This is a genomic window from Kitasatospora sp. NBC_00039, from assembly GCF_045160625.1.
In the GTDB taxonomy this organism is placed as follows: domain Bacteria; phylum Actinomycetota; class Actinomycetes; order Streptomycetales; family Streptomycetaceae; genus Kitasatospora.
The window spans coordinates 6,957,227-6,975,448 of record NZ_CP108289.1 but is presented as its reverse complement, the minus strand read 5'-3'; the positions used below and the strand labels follow the sequence as shown (position 1 = coordinate 6,975,448).

18 protein-coding genes are annotated in these 18,222 nt (G+C 73.3%); 3 read left to right on the top strand and 15 right to left on the bottom strand.

The genetic code is table 11. The annotated features are described in order from the left end of the window. Positions 1-199 precede the first annotated feature (199 nt). From cbiE to argC, 13 genes are all read right to left on the bottom strand, one after another. Positions 200-1,462, bottom strand: a complete 1,263-nt coding sequence (cbiE, locus tag OG286_RS31120; protein ID WP_396321717.1) for a precorrin-6y C5,15-methyltransferase (decarboxylating) subunit CbiE — start codon at positions 1,460-1,462, stop codon at positions 200-202. Positions 1,463-1,727: 265 nt separating this feature from the next. Then, on the bottom strand, positions 1,728-2,390 hold the full coding sequence (locus OG286_RS31115) for a GNAT family N-acetyltransferase (protein WP_396321718.1): 663 nt from the start codon (positions 2,388-2,390) through the stop codon (positions 1,728-1,730). 204 nt (positions 2,391-2,594) lie between these two features. Then, positions 2,595-3,422, bottom strand: coding sequence for a MetQ/NlpA family ABC transporter substrate-binding protein (locus OG286_RS31110; RefSeq protein WP_396321719.1), 828 nt, complete (start codon positions 3,420-3,422; stop codon positions 2,595-2,597). A gap of 56 nt (positions 3,423-3,478) precedes the next feature. Further along, positions 3,479-4,225 carry a methionine ABC transporter permease gene (locus tag OG286_RS31105; protein ID WP_396321720.1) on the bottom strand — a complete coding sequence of 249 codons (747 nt, stop codon included), beginning with the start codon at positions 4,223-4,225 and terminating at the stop codon, positions 3,479-3,481. Beyond that, positions 4,222-5,247 carry a methionine ABC transporter ATP-binding protein gene (locus OG286_RS31100; protein WP_396321721.1) on the bottom strand — a complete coding sequence of 342 codons (1,026 nt, stop codon included), beginning with the start codon at positions 5,245-5,247 and terminating at the stop codon, positions 4,222-4,224. The genes OG286_RS31105 and OG286_RS31100 overlap by 4 nt, the downstream gene beginning before the upstream one ends. A gap of 575 nt (positions 5,248-5,822) precedes the next feature. Beyond that, positions 5,823-6,326: a GNAT family N-acetyltransferase gene (locus OG286_RS31095; RefSeq protein ID WP_148647623.1), complete on the bottom strand. Its 504-nt coding sequence runs from the start codon at positions 6,324-6,326 to the stop codon at positions 5,823-5,825. Between the two features lie 446 nt (positions 6,327-6,772). Next, on the bottom strand, positions 6,773-7,030 hold the full coding sequence (locus OG286_RS31090) for a hypothetical protein (protein WP_396321722.1): 258 nt from the start codon (positions 7,028-7,030) through the stop codon (positions 6,773-6,775). 109 nt (positions 7,031-7,139) lie between these two features. Further along, positions 7,140-8,579, bottom strand: a complete 1,440-nt coding sequence (gene argH, locus OG286_RS31085; protein ID WP_396321723.1) for an argininosuccinate lyase — start codon at positions 8,577-8,579, stop codon at positions 7,140-7,142. A gap of 356 nt (positions 8,580-8,935) precedes the next feature. Next, positions 8,936-9,484: an arginine repressor gene (locus OG286_RS31080; protein WP_396321724.1), complete on the bottom strand. Its 549-nt coding sequence runs from the start codon at positions 9,482-9,484 to the stop codon at positions 8,936-8,938. A gap of 17 nt (positions 9,485-9,501) precedes the next feature. After that, positions 9,502-10,734 (bottom strand): acetylornithine transaminase, encoded by a 1,233-nt coding sequence (locus tag OG286_RS31075; RefSeq protein ID WP_396321725.1) that lies wholly within the window; start codon positions 10,732-10,734, stop codon positions 9,502-9,504. Further along, a complete protein-coding gene (argB, locus tag OG286_RS31070) occupies positions 10,731-11,606 on the bottom strand; it encodes an acetylglutamate kinase (protein ID WP_396321818.1) in 876 nt (291 codons plus the stop codon). Before argB ends, OG286_RS31075 begins: the two co-directional genes overlap by 4 nt. An 80-nt stretch (positions 11,607-11,686) precedes the next feature. Further along, a complete protein-coding gene (gene argJ / locus OG286_RS31065; protein WP_396321726.1) occupies positions 11,687-12,856 on the bottom strand; it encodes a bifunctional glutamate N-acetyltransferase/amino-acid acetyltransferase ArgJ in 1,170 nt (389 codons plus the stop codon). After that, positions 12,853-13,881, bottom strand: coding sequence for an N-acetyl-gamma-glutamyl-phosphate reductase (argC, locus tag OG286_RS31060; RefSeq protein WP_396321727.1), 1,029 nt, complete (start codon positions 13,879-13,881; stop codon positions 12,853-12,855). Before argC ends, argJ begins: the two co-directional genes overlap by 4 nt. 664 nt (positions 13,882-14,545) lie before the next feature. Here argC and OG286_RS31055 point away from each other — a divergent pair. Next, positions 14,546-15,067, top strand: a complete 522-nt coding sequence (locus tag OG286_RS31055) for a hypothetical protein (RefSeq protein ID WP_396321728.1) — start codon at positions 14,546-14,548, stop codon at positions 15,065-15,067. An 87-nt stretch (positions 15,068-15,154) separates the two neighbouring features. On the opposite strand, the gene OG286_RS31050 is transcribed toward OG286_RS31055, so the two are convergent. Next, positions 15,155-16,357, bottom strand: a complete 1,203-nt coding sequence (locus OG286_RS31050; RefSeq protein ID WP_396321729.1) for a methyltransferase — start codon at positions 16,355-16,357, stop codon at positions 15,155-15,157. Positions 16,358-16,455: 98 nt separating this feature from the next. On the opposite strand from OG286_RS31050, the gene OG286_RS31045 reads away from it, so the two are divergent. Further along, a complete protein-coding gene (locus OG286_RS31045; protein WP_396321730.1) occupies positions 16,456-16,857 on the top strand; it encodes a VOC family protein in 402 nt (133 codons plus the stop codon). Between the two features lie 95 nt (positions 16,858-16,952). Next, the gene (locus OG286_RS31040; protein WP_396321731.1) at positions 16,953-17,327 is read left to right on the top strand and encodes an RNA-binding S4 domain-containing protein; all 375 of its coding nucleotides are present in this window, start codon (positions 16,953-16,955) and stop codon (positions 17,325-17,327) included. Between the two features lie 224 nt (positions 17,328-17,551). On the opposite strand, the gene OG286_RS31035 is transcribed toward OG286_RS31040, so the two are convergent. Continuing rightward, complete coding sequence (locus OG286_RS31035; protein WP_396321732.1) at positions 17,552-18,100, bottom strand: HD domain-containing protein; 549 nt, start codon at positions 18,098-18,100, stop codon at positions 17,552-17,554. Positions 18,101-18,222: the final 122 nt, after the last annotated feature.

Genomic DNA, 18,222 nt, shown 5'->3' with positions numbered 1-18,222 from the left:
GGCCATCGGACGCCGCAGCCGTCCCGGACGCCACACTACCGGCCCGGCGCCGCCGCCTCTCGAATCGGTGTCCGGATGCGACCTGGATCACCGCCCGGGCGTGCCCGCCGCGCGACCTCGTCACCCCGTCAGGACCCGGAGCCGTGCCGGAACCCTCACCGGATGTGCCACCGGGGTCACCGCCGGAGGCACTTCGTCTTCACACGATCTGCTCACCCCAGAGAAGGAGCACGCCCGGCTCCCCCGTGCCGAGCCGCAGCGCACCCGTCCCGTCCGCCTGCAGCGGCGTGGCCTGCAGCAGCGCGCCGTCCGGCCGGTAGCCGGCCTCGGCGATGGCGCGGCGGATCTCGTCCGCCTCGGCGAGGCCGTGGGCGACGGCCACGAACCGCTCGGGCCGGCGGGCCAGGACGGCGCGCACCACCACGGTGCCGCCGGCCTCGACGACGGCGGCGTCCGGCTCCGGCAGGCCGCCGAGCACCTCGGGGCCGCTGCCGTGGACGGTCTCCACCTCGACGCCGTAGCGGCGGGCGTTGACTGTGAGCCGGGCGCAGGCCGAGCGGTCGGCCTCGATCGCGACCACGGCGGCGCCGAAGCGGGCGGCCTCGACGGCGAGGGCGCCGTGGCCCGCGCCGACCGACCAGACGAGGTCCCCCGGGCGGGCACCCAGACGGGCCAGCACCAGGGCGCGCACGTGCGCCGGGAGCGTCCCGGATGCGCCGGGCGCGTCCTCCGCGCTCCCGGCGCTCGCGTAGGAGTCGCCGGGGAGCGCCCAGCCGCGGTCCGGGCCGGGGAAGCCGACCGGGCGTCCGGCCAGCCAGCCGGCCGCCTGGCCGACCGTGCCCGCCTGCGGGCCGCTGCCGTTGCCGCCGATGACCAGCACGACGTTGGGGTCGCGCCAGATGTGGTCGGCGACCCGGTCGGAGGTGAGGACGGTGACGTCCTCCTCGGGGGTGCCGAGGGCCTCGCAGACCACGAAGGTCCGGTGCACCCCGCGCAGCATCAGGGCGAGTTCGCTCGGCCCGGCGCCGGGCGCGGTGAGGACGGCGACCTTGGGGTTGGCCCGGCAGATGTTGGCGGCGCGGCGCAGCCGTCCGCCGTGTGCGCTGACCACCTGGGCGTCCTCCCAGGGCATGCCGGCCCGGGCGAAGGCGGCGGCGACCGAGGAGACGGCGGGCAGGACTTCGAGTTCGAGGCCGTACTCGGGGCGGCGCAGGGTGCGGACGACGCCGAAGAAGCCGGGGTCGCCCTCGGCCACGACGACCGCGGCGCCGCGGTGTTCGGCGATCCGGCGGGCGGCGAGCTGGACGTTGCCGAGGGCGAGCCGTTCGGCGCCGGGCGGCACCGGGAGGGCGTTGAGCTGGTAGGGGGCGCCGGCCACCAGGGTCGCCGCGGCGAGGGCCGCGCCGGCGGCCTCGGTCAGCGGGGTGCCGTCCCACCCGATGACCGTGATCCGGTCAGCCATCTGCGGCTGTTCTCCCTCGCCTCGGTGCGCCGACAGGCGGCGCCCGTGTGCGGCGCCGGTCAGAGGTTACCGGGTGCCATCCCATCGGCGCGGACATCTCGCACACATGTCCGTCGCGCGCGGGGCCGGCGGGGCGCGGGTGCGGGGGGGGTGGCGAGGGGCGGCGCGGGTGCGGGGGCGCGAGGGGCGGCGAGGGGCGCGGGTGGAGGCGGAGGAGCCGGGGCCGGAAGGGGTGCGCCGGGGCCGGGGGGGGTTACGAGGTGACTCAGTCGCGCAGGACGTAGCGGTCGCCGGGCCGGCCCGTCCCGTGGTCGGCCGGGTTCTCCATGTCCTCGGGCAGCAGGCTCCACAGGATGAGGTCGCTGCGACTCTCTCCCCCGGCCTGGCGGCCGGGAGCCGCCCCCACGGTGACCTCGCCGGACTCGCCGCGCACTATCCAGGCGCTGCGCAGCACGCCCTCGCTGATGGAGCCGATCTTCTGGGCGACCTGCTGGGCGGCGGTGTTGCCGGCGGCGGTGCGCATTTCCAGGCGCAGGAAGCCGCGGTCCTCGAAAAGCCACTGGGCGACGCCGAGGACGGCCTCGGGCGCGTAGCCCTCGCCGCGTGCCCAGGGGGCGGTGACGTAGGAGATCTCGGTGGAGCGCAGCCGCCAGTCGGTGTTGCGCAGTTCGACCAGGCCGACTAGGCGCTGGGTGAGGTGTTCGGTGACGGCGAAGACGATGCCGCGGCCGGCCGCGCGGTGGGCGGGGGCGAGGGTGCGGGCGAGTTCGGCGGCGTAGGTCTCGGTGAAGGGGTGCGGGGCGTCGGTCCAGGCCAGGACGAGTTCGTCGGCCATCATCTCGGCGAGGCCGGGGGCGTCGTCCTCCGCAAGGGGGCGCAGCAGCAGCCGTTCGGTGCTGATGGCGGTCTCGGGGAAGCTCGCTGCCATGCCGTCTCTCCTCGCCGGGTCGTGGACACACCGTACGCCTCGCCGGTGCCCCCGGTGCCGTGCGGTGCACGGACCGGACGACGGTACGTCAGAACGCGGTCTGTCAGGGCGTCACTGGTGCATACTGCCCGACCGGGCCCCCGCCGAGGTGCGGCGGGGGCCCGGTCGTGGGAGTGCGTGGCCGTGGTACCGGGCCGGGGTCGGTCAGAAGGCCGGGATGACGGAGCCCTGGAAGGTGTCGTCGATGTACTTCTTGACCTCGGGCGAGTGGAGCAGCTCGGCGAGCTTCTTGACCCGCGGGTCGTTCTCCTTGCCCTGCTTGACGGCGAGGATGTTGGCGTAGGGGTTGCCCTCGGCCTTCTCCAGGATCAGGGAGTCGCCGGCGGGCTTGAGGCCCGCGTCGAGGGCGTAGTTGCCGTTGATGACGGCGGCGTCGAGGTCGTCGATGGAGCGGGGCAGCTGGGCGGCCTCCAGCTCCTTCCACTTGAGGTTCTTCGGGTTGCCGGTGACGTCGGCGGGGGTGGCGGCGGTGCCTGCGCCGGCCTTGAGGGTGATCAGGTTGTTGTCGGCGAGCAGCTTGAGCGCGCGGCCCTCGTTGGTGGCGTCGTTGGGCAGGCCGACGGTGGCGCCGTCCTTGAGGTCGCCGATGGCCTTGACCTTCTTCGAGTACACGCCCAGCGGCTCCAGGTGGACCGGCTCGACGGAGACGATCTGGGTGCCGTGCTTCTTGTTGAAGTCCTCCAGGTACGGGACGTGCTGGAAGTAGTTGGCGTCGGCCGAGCCGTCCTGCACCGCGGTGTTGGGGGTCACGTAGTCGGTGACCTCCTTGATGTTGAGCTTGAGGCCGGCCTTGTCCGCCAGGTTGTCCTTGACGTACTTGAGGATCTGGCCGTGCGGGGTGGGGCTGGCGACGACGGTCAGCGGGGCGTTCGGGTCGGAGGACCCGGACGAGCCGGAGCTGCCGCAGGCGGCGAGGGAGAGGGCGATGCCGGCGGTGGCGAGGACGCTGGTGAACTTCAGGGCGTTGCGCACGAAAAGTGCCTTTCTGCGTGATGCGGGGAGCCGCGTCCGGTGCGGACGGCGGGTGGTCAGGGGGCGACGAGGTCCTCGTCGGGGGCGGCCGGGGCGGCAGGGGTGCCGCCGCGCGGGCCGAGCAGACGGGTCCGGCCGCCGGTGCGTCCGCGGTTGGCGAGGCTGCGGACGGCCCAGTCGCCGAGCAGCTGGACGACGGTGACGATGATCACCAGCTCCGCGACGATGATCCACATGAAGGCGGTCTCGAAGCGGAAGTAGCCGTAGTTGATGGCGAGGGTGCCGAGGCCGCCGCCGCCGACCACGCCGGCCATCGCGGAGTAGCTGATCAGCGTGATGATCGTGGTGGTGACGGAGGCGACGAGGGCGGGCAGTGCCTCGGGCAGCAGCGTCTTGCGCACGATGGTCCAGGTGGAGCCGCCCATGGCCTGGACGGCCTCGACCAGGCCGCGGTCGACCTCGCGGACGGAGGTCTCGACCAGCCGGGCGAAGAAGGGGATCGCGCCGATGGTGAGCGGCACGGTCGCGGCCTCCCAGCCGATGGAGGTGCCGACCAGCCAGCGGGTGAAGGAGATCAGGGCGATCATCAGGATGATGAACGGCACCGAGCGGGCGACGTTCACGACGGCGCCGAGCACCTTGTTGACCGGCCGGTTCTGCAGCAGGCCGCCCTTGTCGGTGACGACGAGGAGGACGCCCAGCGGCAGCCCGAACAGGATGGTGCCGACGGTGGCGACGCCGACCATCTGGAGGGTCTCCCAGGTGGCGGGCCACATCAGTTCCTGCATCTGGTCCCAGGTCATGCCACCGCTCCGTTCGCCGCGTCGATCACGTCCACCTGCAGGCCCTGTTCGCGCAGGAAGCCGATGGGCACCACGTTGTCCGTGCGGCTGCCGGGCAGTTCGACCCGCATCCGGCCGACCATGCGGCCGGCGATGGTCTCGACGGCGGCGCCGAGGATGTTGATGTCGATCTGGTAGGTGCGGGCGAGCTGGGAGACGAAGGGCCGGGCGGAGGTGTCGCCCTGGAAGGTGATCTCCAGCACGGTGCTGCCGGGGTGGCCGGTGCCGAACTCGCTGAGCGGGAAGAGCTCGCGGGCGAGCTCGGAGCCGGGCTGGGCGAGCAGGTCGGTCAGTTCGCCGGACTCGACCACCTTGCCGCCGCGCATCAGGGCGGCGGAGTCGCAGACGGACTTGATGACGTCCATCTCGTGCGTGATCAGCAGGACGGTGAGGCCGAGCTGCTGGTTGAGGTCGCGCAGCAGCTTGAGGATGGAGCGGGTGGTCTCGGGGTCGAGCGCCGAGGTGGCCTCGTCGGAGAGCAGCACCTTGGGGTCTCCGGCGAGGGCGCGGGCGATGCCGACGCGCTGCTTCTGGCCGCCGGAGAGCTGACCGGGGTAGCTGCGGGCCTTGTCGGCGAGGCCGACCAGGTCGAGGAGTTCGGCGGCCTTGCGGCGGCGCCGGGTGCGGTCCAGGCCGATGATCTCCAGCGGGAGCTCGACGTTCTGCTGGACGGTGCGCGAGGCCAGCAGGTTGAAGTGCTGGAAGACCATGCCGATCCGGCGGCGGGCCTCGCGCAGCTCCTTGCCGGCCCGGTTCTCGCCGCCGGCGAGCGCGGTGAGCTCGACGCCGTCCACGGTGACCGTTCCGGAGCTGGGGCGTTCCAGCATGTTGACGCAGCGGATGAGGGTGGACTTGCCGGCGCCGCTGGTGCCGACGACTCCGTAGACCTCACCCGGGCGCACGTGCAGGTCGACGCCGGCGAGGGCGGTCACCTCGCGGCCGCGGGAGCGGTAGACCTTCGTGAGGTCCGTGGTGGTGATCACAGCTGCTTCCGTGGGTCGGGGGCGGACGGCGTGCGGACGCCGGACCGGGTTGCGGTCGGCGGCATGGACGGCGTGACGCCAGGGGGATCCGGACCTGCCACCCCTTGATCGTCCCCGGTGGGCGGCCGGGCCGCGCGACGGCGTGGCCCTTACGAGTCATCAGGGACTGCCACCCGCCCGGACGTGGGCAGGCGGATGGAGGGGACTGCTCTGCGGCAGGCAGGGCGCGCTCACTCAGGACGGGAGCGGCCGGTTCTCGCTTCGGGGCGCGAGGTGGGGGGCACCCCCGGGCGGAGCCTGGGGGGCGGGAACGGTGGCCCTCAGCGGTGACACATTCGACGGCACATGGCACGCTCACCTGCCGGCAGGGTGCCGGTGGGGGTCCATTTCGTCGTCGCAGTCATGTGAGCCAGTAAATCAGATGGTCGGACTTGGTCCCAATTATTTGGATCAGCCGTCCGCAATGCGGACGCCTATCGCTGTGACCAGCAGTGATATGACCCGGCGCTGCCTCCGGAACGTCCGAATGGTGGCGGCGCCGGGCCGGGTGGTGCCGAGTGGGGCCCGGGGAGGGCTCAGGCGGTGGCGGCGAGCTCGACCGCGGCGGGCTTCTCCAGGTGGATCAGGCTGAGCCGGCCGTTGACCTGCTCGACGGTGGTCTGACGGTAGCCCTGGCGGGCGTAGAGGCGCAGGTTGCCGAGGCTGCGGTGGCCGGTGAACAGGCGGTAGGCGGTCACCGGGCGGCCCTCCTCCGCGAGGCGGCGCTCCAGCGCCTCCAGCAGCCGGCCGCCGAGGCCGTGCCGCTGCATCCGGGGGTGGACGACCAGACGCCCTATCCGGGCGATGCCGTCGGGGCCGGTCCGGCCGCGGACGGTGCCGACCACCTCGTCGCCGAGGCGGGCCACCAGGAAGTGCTGTTCGGTCAGTTCGCCACGCAGGCTCTCCAGGGTCTGCGTCAGCGGCTCCAGGGTCCAGTCTCCGTACAGCTCGGCCTCGCTCTGGTAGCCGAGGTACTGGAGCTTGAGGATCTGCTCCGCGTCCTCGGCGTCCGCCGCCGAGATGATCACGCTCATGCCCATGTGCTGGGGCCTCCCCAATGTCGTGCCCGGCGCGCAAACGTGAGGGTGTCGCACCGGATGCCCTGCCGGAGATGTCCCGGCCGGGGATCCGCCCTGACCGGGGGTGGCGCACGAACGTACCGACCGCGGGGCCCGGGGTGGGCCCGCGCCGTGGCGCGTTCACGCTCAGTATCCGAGCGATTGCGCGGCCGTCAAGAGCTACGTTCGCCAGCGCTCTACCCGCGTGTCAGTTGCTCTCAACCTCCCGGCCGCCGGACGTGGTGAGGGTCACGTCCGGACGGAGGGCCGGGGGCGGACGGGGAACGGGCCCGCGCGGGACGGGGGATCCGTGCGGGAGGGGAACGGGCCCGCTCGGCGGGCGAAGGCGCAGGGCCGACACGCCGGAGTCACGCCCGGCGGCGGGGCGCAGGGCCCGGCCCGGGTCACGCCCGGCGGCGGACGGGTGGTCAGGCGTAGCGCTCGCCGTGGAGGCGGGCGCGGAGGCAGGCCAGGCAGCGGGAGCGGGTGGGGCCGATGGAGCCGCGGGGCATGCCGAGGCGTTCGGAGAGTTCGCGGTAGCTGGGTGGCGGGTCCTCGGCGAGGGCCGCGACCAGCTGGGGGCAGCGGCCGGGCAGGGCGGCCACCGCCTCGCGGACGAGGCGGCGCCGGAGCGCGGCGAACACCACGGCCTCGGCGGAGGGGACGGACGGAAGGTTGGCGCACATACCGTTCATGACCGGGCACAGGCGGGCCCGGTTACGGGCAGCCGGTCGCGTGCACGCGAAAGGGGCGCGGCGGTCGCCCCGCCACGCCCCTGCCGTCGGCTCGCGGGCGTCAGCCCTGGACCCACTCCGCCTGCCGCGCCAGGTCGGCCTTGACCTCGGCGAGCTGGACGGCGACCGCCGAGGGGGCGGTGCCGCCGCGTCCGCTGCGCGAGGCGATCGCGCCGTGGACGCTGAGCACCGAGCGCACCTCGGGCGTCAGGTGCCCGGAGATGGCGGCGAACTGCTCGTCGGTCAGGTCGCCCAGCTCGATGCCCTGCTGCTCGCAGACCTTGACGCAGGAGCCGGCCACCTCGTGCGCGACCCGGAACGGCACGCCCTGCTTGACCAGCCATTCGGCGATGTCGGTGGCGAGCGAGAAGCCGGCCGGGGCCAGCTCCTCCAGCCGCTCCCGGTGCACGGTGAGGGTGGCCATCATGCCGGTGAAGGCGGGGAGCAGCACCTCCAGCGTGTCGCAGGAGTCGAAGACGGGCTCCTTGTCCTCCTGGAGGTCCCGGTTGTAGGCGAGCGGCAGCGCCTTGAGGGTGGCGAGCAGGCCGGTGAGGTTGCCGATCAGGCGGCCGGACTTGCCGCGGGCCAGCTCGGCGATGTCCGGGTTCTTCTTCTGCGGCATGATCGAGGAGCCGGTGGAGAAGGCGTCGTGGAGCGTGATGAAGCCGAACTCCTTGGTGTTCCAGATGATCACCTCCTCGGCGATCCGGGAGAGGTTGATCCCGATCATCGCGGTGACGAAGGCGAACTCGGCGACGAAGTCGCGCGAGGCGGTGCCGTCGATGGAGTTGCCGACCGAGCCGCGTTCGAAGCCGAGGTCGGCGGCGACCGCCTGCGGGTCGAGGCCGAGCGAGGAGCCGGCCAGCGCGCCGGAGCCGTACGGGGAGACGGCGGTGCGGGTGTCCCACTGGCGCAGCCGCTCGGCGTCCCGGCCGAGGGCCTGCACGTGCGCGAGGACGTGGTGGGCGAAGAGCACGGGCTGGGCGTGCTGGAGGTGGGTGCGGCCCGGCATGGCGGTGTCCGGGTGCTCCTCGGCCAGGCCGACCAGGGCGTGCTGGAGGTCGAGGACCAGGCCACCGATGATCTTCGCGTGGTCCCGGAGGTACATCCGGAAGAGCGTGGCGATCTGGTCGTTGCGCGAGCGGCCGGCCCGCAGCTTGCCGCCGAGTTCGGCGCCGAGGCGCTCCAGCAGGCCGCGTTCCAGCGCGGTGTGGACGTCCTCGTCGGCGACGGTGCCGGTGAAGGTGCCGGCCTCGACGTCGGCGAGGAGCCGGTCGAGCCCGGCCAGCATGGCGTCGAGTTCGGCGTCGCCGAGCAGGCCGGCCTTGTGCAGGACGCGGGCGTGGGCCTTGGAGCCGGCGATGTCGTACGACGCGAGGCGCCAGTCGAAGTGCACGGAGGCGGAGAGCCTGGCCAGCGCCTCGGACGGGCCGTCGGCGAAGCGCGCGCCCCAGAGGCGCAGCTCAGGACCGTTACTGGCGGCGTTCTGGTCGGCAGGCATCGCTAGGGCTCCTTACACAGGGCTACGGGAGAGGGGGGAGGTCCCGCCGTGGGGGCGGCCGGACCCGGGGGGGTGATTCAGGCGAGTACGACGCGCTCGGTCACGGCCCTCCCCTTCACAGCTGGGTGAACAGGTTTACGGTGGTAGGCATAAGTATGCACTACGCCGTATGAAACTCACAACCCCGGACGGGACGTGGGGAAGGACCGCCGGCGGGACCGGCCACCGGCCCGGTCCAGGCCCACCCGGGCCGGGAAGTACTGCGGAGCCCGGAGGTAGGGCCGGACCCGAGAGGGCCGCCGGGCCCGGAACCGGCCGTGGGCCCGGATCACCGGGCCCACGGGAGCGGGACGTGCCTACTGCGCCTTGGCCTGGGCCAGTTGCATCAGGTGGTCGGCCAGGGCCTGGCCGCCGGCCGGGTCCCGGCTGATCAGCAGGACGGTGTCGTCGCCGGCGATGGTCCCGATGATCTCGAAGACCTCGGCCTGGTCGATCGCGGAGGCCAGGAACTGGGCGGCGCCCGGCGGGGTGCGCAGCACGACGAGGTTGCCGGAGGCGGTGGCGGAGACCATGAGTTCGCCGGCCAGCCGGGCCATCCGGCCCTCGCTGGCCGACTCCCCCATCGGTGCGCGCGGCGTGCGGTCGCCGCCCTCGGCCGGGACTGCGTAGATGAGCGCGCCGTCCCGGTTGCGGATCTTCACCGCGCCCAGCTCGTCCAGGTCCCGGGAGAGGGTGGCCTGGGTGACCACCAGTCCGTCGTCGGCGAGCAGCTTGGCGAGCTGGCTCTGCGAGCGCACGGGCTGGCGGGTGAGCAGGTCCACGATCCGCCGGTGGCGCGCGGTCCGGGTCTGCGGGACCTGCGGCGACGGGCCGGCGGCGGGTTGGCCGGAGTTGGGTGCGGTCATGTGATTATTCTCCCGGACTACGCTCGGCTCGCATCGGCCGGGGCGTTCTCCCGCACCGTCCGGAGGATCTCCGGCAGGGCGGCCAGGAAGGCGTCCGCCTCCTGCTCGGTGAGCACCAGCGGCGGCGCCAGCCGGACGGCGTCCGGGACGGCCGCGTTCACCAGGAAGCCGGCCTCCTGGGCGGCGGCCTGGACCTTGGCGGACACCGGTTCGGTGAGCACGATGCCGAGCAGCAGGCCGGCCCCGCGCACGTGCGAGACCAGCGGGTCGCCGATCGCCTCGATGCCCTCCCGCAGCCGCTCGCCGAGCTTGCGCACATGCTCCAGCAGGCCTTCGGACTCGATGGTGTCGAGCACCGCGAGCGCCGCCGCCGCGACCACCGGATTGCCGCCGAAGGTGGTGCCGTGCTGGCCCGGGGTGAGCAGTCCGGCGGCGTCCCCGAAGGCGAGGACGGCGCCGATCGGCAGACCGCCGCCGAGCGCCTTGGCGAGGGTGACGACGTCCGGCTCGACGCCGTCGAAGGCCTGGTGGGCGTACCAGTGGCCGGTGCGGCCGATGCCGGTCTGGATCTCGTCCAGGATCAGCAGGGTGCCGGTGGCGCGGGTGATCTCGCGGGCGGCGGCCAGGTAGCCGTCGGGCAGCGGGACGGCGCCGTTCTCGCCCTGGACCGGCTCCAGGAAGACGGCGGCGGTCTCGGTGGTGACGGCCGCCCGCAGCGCCTCGATGTCGCCGAACGGCACGTGCGTGACGTCGCCGGGCAGCGGCAGGAACGGCGCCTGCTTGGCGGGCTGTCCGGTGAGCGCGAGGGCGCCCATGGTCCGGCCGTGGAAGCCGCCTTCGAGCGCCACGATGTGGGTGCGGCCGGTCCGCCGGCTGATCTTGAAGGCAGCCTCGTTGGCCTCGGCGCCGGAGTTGCAGAAGAAGACCCGGCCGCCCGCCCGGCCGTCCAGCTTCAGCAGCCGCTCGGCGAGGGCGATGGTCGGCTCGGCCATGAAGAGGTTGGAGACGTGGCCGAGGGTGCCGATCTGCCGGGTGACCGCCTCGACGACGGCCGGGTGGGCGGTGCCGAGCGCGTTGACGGCGATCCCGCCGAGCAGGTCGGTGTACTCCTTGCCGTCCGCGTCCCACAGCCTGGCGCCCTCGCCGCGGACCAGCGGGATCCGCGGGGTGCCGTAGTTGTCGGTGAACGCGTGCTGCCACCGGTCGGTGAGCTGTGCGCTGCCGCTCGGCTGCGCCTCGTCGGTCGTCATGCCAGTCCCCCGGTCACGGTCGCTTCGTCGTCCGGCACGACCATCGTGCCGATGCCCTCGTCGGTGAAGATCTCCAGCAGCAGGCTGTGCTGCACCCGGCCGTCCAGGACGCGGGCGGTGCCCACGCCGGAGCGGACGGCCCGCAGGCAGCCCTCCATCTTGGGGAGCATGCCGCTGGCGAGCCCGGGCAGCAGTTCCTCCAGCTCGCCCGCGTTGAGCTGGCTGATCACGTCGTCGGACTCGGGCCAGTCCTTGTAGAGGCCCTCGACGTCGGTGAGGACGACGAGCATCTCGGCGCCGAGCGCGACCGCGAGGGCGGAGGCCGCGGTGTCGGCGTTGATGTTGTAGACGTGGCCGTCCGCGCCGCGGGCGATCGAGGAGATCACCGGGATGCGGCCGTCGGCGATGAGCGCCTTCACGGCGCCGGCCTCGATGTTGACGATGTCCCCGACCAGGCCGATGTCGACCTGCTCGCCGTCCACCACCGCGTACCGCTTGACCGCGGTCATGGTGTGCGCGTCCTCGCCGGTCATGCCGACGGCGAACGGGCCGTGGCCGTTGAGCAGCCCGACCAGCTCGCGCTGGACCTGGCCGGCCAGCACCATCCGGACCACGTCCATGGTCTCCGGGGTGGTGACCCGAAGACCGTTGGTGAAGGAGGACTCCAGGCCGAGCCTGTCCAACTGGGCGCTGATCTGCGGGCCACCGCCGTGCACCACCACGGGGTGCAGGCCGGCGTAGCGCAGGAAGACCACGTCCTGGGCGAAGGCCGCCTTGAGGCTCTCGTCCACCATGGCGTTGCCGCCGAACTTGATCACGACGGTCTTGCCGTGGAAGCGCTCCAGCCAGGGCAGCGCCTCGATCAGCGTCATGGCCTTGGGCAACGCCGTGTTGTTGCGGGCCTGTTCGCCCTTGGGTGCGATCTGCACTGTTGTCGTCCCCGGCTCAGGTGTCAGGTGGAGTAGGCGCTGTTCTCGTGCACGTAGTCGGCGGTGAGGTCGTTGGTCCACAGGGTGGCGGCGGCCTCGCCGGCGTTCAGGCGGGCGGTGATCACGACCTCGCGGCCGGTCATGTCGACCAGGTCGCGGTCCTCGCCCACGCTGCCGTCCCGGCAGACCCAGACGCCGTTGATGGCGACGTCGAGGCGGTCCGGGTCGAAGGCGGCGGAGGTGGTGCCGATCGCGGCCAGGACGCGGCCCCAGTTCGGGTCCTCGCCGTGGAGGGCGCACTTGAGCAGGTTGTTGCGGCCGATCACGCGGGCGACGTCGACGGCCTCCTCCTCGCTGGCGGCCGCGGTCACGTCGATCCGGATGTCCTTGCTCGCGCCCTCGGCGTCGCCGATCAGCTGGCGGGCGAGGTCGGCGCACACGGTGCGGACGGCCTCGTCGAACTCGGCCTGCCCGGGGGTGACGCCGGAGGCGCCGGAGGCGAGCAGCAGCACGGTGTCGTTGGTCGACATGCACCCGTCGGAGTCGATCCGGTCGAAGGTGGTACGGGTGGCGCCGCGCAGCGAGGCGTCCAGGGCGGCGGCGTCGAGGTCGGCGTCGGTGGTGAGGACGACCAGCATGGTGGCCAGGCCCGGGGCGAGCATGCCGGCGCCCTTGGCCATGCCGCCGACCGTCCAGCCGTCCTTCGTCATCTGGGCGGTCTTGTGGACGGTGTCGGTGGTCTTGATGGCGATCGCGGCGGCCTCGCCGCCGGTCGCGCTGAGCTCCTGGGCGGCGAGGGCGACGCCGGGCAGCAGGATGTCCATCGGGAGGCGGACGCCGATCAGGCCGGTGGAGGCGACGGCGACCTCGCCGGCGTTCACCTTCAGCTCCTCGGCGGCCTTCTCCGCGGTGGCGTGGGTGTCCTGGAAACCGAGCGGGCCGGTACAGGCATTGGCGCCACCGGAGTTGAGGACGACCGCGGAGAGCACGCCGCCCTTGAGGACCTGCTCGGACCAGAGCACGGGGGCGGCCTTGACCCGGTTGGCGGTGAAGACGCCGGCTGCGGCGAGCGAGGGGCCGTCGTTGACGACCAGGGCGAGGTCCGGGGTGCCGGAGGCCTTGATGCCGGCGGTGACGCCGGCGGCGCGGAAGCCCTTGGCGACGGTCACGCCGACGTTGACGTTCTCGGTCACGGTGCGACTCCGTTCAGGGGGAGGCCGAGCTCCTCGGGAAGGCCGAGGGCGATGTTCATGCTCTGCACCGCGCCGCCGGCGGTGCCCTTGACCAGGTTGTCGATCGCGCTGATCGCGATGATCCGCCCGGCGGTCTCGTCCAGGGCGACCTGGACCAGGGCGGCGTTCGAGCCGTAGACGCTGCTGGTCTGGGGCCACTGGCCCTCGGGCAGCAGGCGGACGAAGGGCTCGCCGGCGAACGCCTCGGCGTAGGCGGCGCGCAGGCTCTCGCCCGTCACACCGGGCTTCGCCTTGGCGGAGCAGGTGGCGAGGATGCCGCGCGGCATCGGCACGAGGGTCGGGGTGAAGGAGACGGTGACCGGCTCGCCCGCCACCGGCGTCAGGTTCTGCGACATCTCCGGGGTGTGCCGGTGGACGCCGCCCACGCCGTAGGCGCTGACGTTGCCCATGACCTCGCTGCCGAGCAGGTGGGTCTTGGCCGCCTTGCCGGCGCCGGAGGTGCCCGAGGCGGCGACGATCACGGCCTCGGGCTCGGCGAGCTTCGCCGCGTACGCCGGGAAGAGCGCCAGCGAGACGGCGGTCGGGTAGCAGCCGGGCACGGCGATCCGGTTGCTGCCCTTGAGCGCGGCGCGGTGGCCGGGCAGCTCGGGCAGGCCGTACGGCCAGGTGCCGGCGTGCGCGGAGCCGTAGAACTGCTCCCAGTCGGCCGCGGCCCTGAGCCGGAAGTCGGCTCCGCAGTCGACGACCAGCACGTTGCCGCCGAGCGCCTCGGCGACCGCGGCGGACTGGCCGTGCGGCAGCGCCAGGAACACCACGTCGTGGTCGGCCAGCACCTCGGGGGTGGTGGGCTCCAGGACCCGGTCGGAGAGCGGCAGCAGGTGCGGCTGCAGCGTGCCCAGCCTGGCGCCCGCGTTAGAACCGCCCGTCAGCGCCCCGATCTCCACCTCCGGGTGGCCGAGCAGCAGGCGCAGCACCTCACCGCCCGCGTATCCGCTCGCGCCAGCGACGGCGACTCGCAATGCCATGGCGTTCCCTCCTTCGTCGTGGCATGAATATACGCAGCACGGAACATTCATGCAAGGAGCATCCCGGCGGACCCATCCGGGGCGGTGCGACCGGGCGCTTCGGTCGGCCGATGAGCGGGCGACCGGGCGACTCGAGCGCGTGGCATCGGCCCGGTCGGCGAGCCGGCGTCGTCCGAGGGCCCGATTCGCCCCGGCGCAGCCGTCGGCGGCCCCGCCGGCCAGAGGCTCGTCCCGCCGACCGAAAGCGCTCGGCCACGGCGCGTTCGCGCGTCCAGGTCTCGCACCCGGGGAGTTTCGGCACCGATCGGCCGATTTGTGATCACGGTTCGGCGACCTTCCGTCCACCGAGGCTCCGATCACCCCTCCTGACGTTCGAGCAGCGCTACGTTTCGGGGCAAACACTCTTGATCATCACGGGGGATCCACCATTTCCATTCAGTCCGCCGAGCTGCCCCACGGCGCCGCGCCCACCGAGCCCGTCTCCGCCGCCACGGCCCCGGACCTGCCCGTCCACGGCGAGGGACAACTCAGCTGCCGGCAGTGCGGCTCCGTCCCCGCCGTGGATGCGACCTTCCGCGGGCACCTGGGCCTCATCGTGATCTTGAAGTACCTGAAGCGCCGGGGACCGTACTGTCGCAGCTGCGGCATCGCCACGCACCGCGACATGACCTCCGACAGCCTCTGGCAGGGCTGGTGGGGCATACCCTCGATGATCGTCAACCCCATCGTCATGCTGATCAACATCCCGCAGCGCCTGAAGGTCAACAAGCTGCCGGAGCCGCTGCCCGGCGCGCCCCGGGCGCCGATGAACCCCGGCAGGCCGGTGTACCTGCGGCCCACGATCTTCGGTGTGCTCATCCCGGTGATCCTGGTGTCGCTGATCGTCCTCATGGAGAAGGGCGACCCCGAGTTCGCCAAGGCCGGCGACTGCATCCACAACAACAACACGATCGTCCTGCCCGGTGCCGTCGACAGCAACGCCGACGTCGAGGTGGTCGCCTGCTCCGACCCGAGGGCCGAGGCCCGCGTCGTGGGCCGCGAGGACGACACCAACGACGGCGAGACCGTGTGCCGGAAGTCCTTCCCCGACGCCGACGGCTACTTCACCTACAAGCGGGGCAGCGACCAGTACACCCTCTGTCTGAAGAGCCTGAAGCAGAAGCCGGGCACGGTCTTCGCCCCGTAGTGAGGCACCGGCCGGGCCGTTCTCCCTGTGCTGCCGAGTCGCCGGCCGAAGCGCTCGGCCACCTGCGGGTACCGGCCCGGTCGGCGCTCAGCGCTTGACGGCTCGCAGGACGACGAACTTGGGGTTGCCGGCGACGAGTCGGCAGTTGCCGAAGAGCCGGCGGAGCTTGACGTGGTAGCCGAGATGGCGGTTGCCGACGACCCAGAGTTCGCCGCCGGGGCGCAGGGCGCGGCGGGCGCCGGTGAACATGCGCCAGGCGGTGGCGTCGGTCGTGGCCTGGTGGGAGTGGAACGGCGGGTTGTTGAGGACGAGGTCGACCGAGCCGGGCGGGACGGCCTCGGTGGCGAGGGCGTCGGCGGTGAGGAACGCGGCGGGTGCGTCCGGGCCGAGGTTGGTGCGGAACGTGGCCTCGGCCGAGGCCACGGCCTGGTGCGACTCGTCCACGAAGACCAGCTCGGCGCCGGGGCTCGCCAGCGCCGCGGCGGTGCCGACCACGCCGTTGCCGCAGCCGAGGTCGACGACCCGGGCGCCGGGGGCGGCGGCGGGGAGGTGGCCGAGGAAGAAGCGGGTGCCGATGTCGAGCCGCTCGGCGCAGAAGGTGCCGGCGTGGTTGACCACGGTGCGGCCGGCCGCCGGGCCGATGTCGCCGGGCAACGCGTAGGAGTGCGGCCACGGGTTGGACCCGGGGTCGAGCGCCGGGTCGGGGGTGCAGAAGACCAGCCGGGCCTTGCGGACGGCCAGCGAGGTGCGGGTCGGGCCGAGGATGCGCTCGAAGAGCTGGAGCGTGGAGGTGTGGATCTCGGTGACCATGCCGGTGCCGACCACCACCGTGCCGGGGTGGACGGCCGGGGCCAGGCGGTGCAGCTGGTCCTCCAGCAGCGCGAGGCTCTTCGGGACGCGGACCAGCAGGACGTCGATGCGCCCGGGCGGGGTGTCGCGGGTGGTGAGCAGCCGGGCGGCACCGGGGGCGGCGCCGGCCCGGGCGAGGTTGGCCAGGGTGGCCTGCCGGCCGAGGTGCGAGTCGCTGATCTGGACCGGGGCGTGGGGGGCGAGCGCCGTCGTCAGGGCGCCCCAGCGGTCGCCGAGGACGACGACGGTGCGGCCGGTGAGCTCGGTGGCCCCGCCCTGCGCACTGTCGGCCTTGCCGGCGAGGTGGCGCAGCAGGTACTCGTCGGCGGCGTCCCAGGCGCGCAGCCGCTCGCGCGGGTCCTCCGGGTAGCGAGTGAGGTCGAAGGTGCCCCACGGGGTGGTGAACGGGGTGGCGGCGGCAGGCGTGCTGAGGCGGTTCATCGTGGTCTCAGGCTAGCCGACCGCCGGGCGCGGGCCGCCCGGGCGGCCGATACTGGAGGGGCCCGACCGGAAGGGTCTGACCGGAAGGGGACTTGGGCATGGACTGGAAGCTCGAAGTGGTGGTGGTCCCGGTGTCCGACGTGGACCGGGCCAAGGTCTTCTACGAGGAGCAGGCCGGCTTCACCGTCGACCACGACACCCGGATCCGGGACGGCGTGCGGGTGGTCCAGCTGACGCCGCCGGGCTCGGGCTGCTCGATCGTGCTGGGCACCGGCGTGACGGACGCGCCGCCGGGCTCGCTGAAGGGACTCCAGCTGGTGGTGACGGACATCGACCGTGCGCACGGCCAGCTGGTCGCGCGCGGGGTGGAGGTGAGCCCGGTCCAGCACTTCGAGGCCGGCGCCCGGGTGGACGGGCACGGCGGGGAGTGGAACTCGTTCGTCTTCTTCAGCGATCCGGACGGCAACGGCTGGGCGGTCCAGGAGTCACCGCCTGCCTAGCCCGGGCCGCGGGCGGCCGGCGGGCGGCTTCGTCGGCAGTGGGCCCGGCAGGTCCGGGGCTCGGTCGCTCCGGAAGGGCTCGGTAGGCTCGGAGGATGGTCGAAGACGAGGGAAGCGTCCGGGTGGACAGCTGGATCTGGTCCGTGCGGCTCACCAAGACGCGGGCGCTGGCGGCGGCCGCGTGCCGGGCCGGGCACGTGAAGGTGAACGGGGAGCGGGCCAAGCCCGCGCAGGCGTTGAAGCCCGGGGACGAGGTCCGGGTGCGTCAGGAGGGGTACGAGCGGGTCGTCGTGGTGACGAAGCTGGTCCGCAAGCGGGTCGGGGCGGGTGTCGCGGCCGAGTGCCTGGTGGACAACAGCCCGCCGCGGCCGCCGCGCGAGCATCTCGCGGCGGCCGGCGAGCGGGACCGGGGCGCCGGGCGGCCCACCAAGCGGGACCGGCGCGAGCTGGACGACCTGCGGCGGCGGTAGCGGGCGCCCGGTCGTGGACCCGCCGGCCGGGCGCCGGCTACCGGCCGAGGAAGTCCGGCTGCTCCCGGGGGAGTTCGGCCAGGCCACGACGCAGACCGAGCCGACGGGAAGGCTCTCGGAGCAGCCGACGAAGGACCCTCGGATCTCGCCCAGGGGTTCATGCCACGAAATCCGGCACCGGTCCGACGGGGGGCTGTCGCGCCATCATCCGCCGCAGCGTCCCGCTACCGGACCGGACGGGCGGCCTGGAGGGCGAGCCGGCGCGGGGCGTCCTCGCCGATCCGGGTGAGCAGGTCGTCCAGCTCCAGGAAGACCTCCCAGGGCTCACGGCGGCCGGCGGTCGCGAGCCGGTCGACCACCCGGTCCTCAAGGTCCCGCACCCGGCTGTTCTTCCATGCCTTGTCGGCCAAGCTCACCAGCAGGTCCTCGACGGTGGTGCCCTGCTCGCCCCAGCGTGCGTGGGTGCGGGCGAAGCGGGCCAGCCGCTCGGGGACGCCGTGGGCGAGCAGCAGCTCGTACCCGGCGGGTTCGTGGGCGGAGCCCGGCCCGGAGAGCTCCTCACGGTGGACGGCCTTGCCGATGTCGTGGGTGGCGGCGCCGAACAGCACTGCCTCACGGTCCAGCGCGAGACCGGGGCAGGCGGCGGCGCACCAGTCGGCGAGGGTCTCCGCGACCTCGTGGACCAGGCCGAGGTGGGCTACCAGCCGGGGCGGCGCGCCGGCGGCCTCCAGCAGGCGGGCGGCGGCCGCGGGCAGCGGCGGGATGTCGGTCACGGGCGCAGGGTAACCCGGGCGGGTGAAGACTAGTCGACTGACGGATTGTCAGTGGCGGGCGTTAATGTCCGGGTGGATGGGGACGCGAGTCGGCCCCGGCGCCTGGAGGGGAGGCGCCGGGG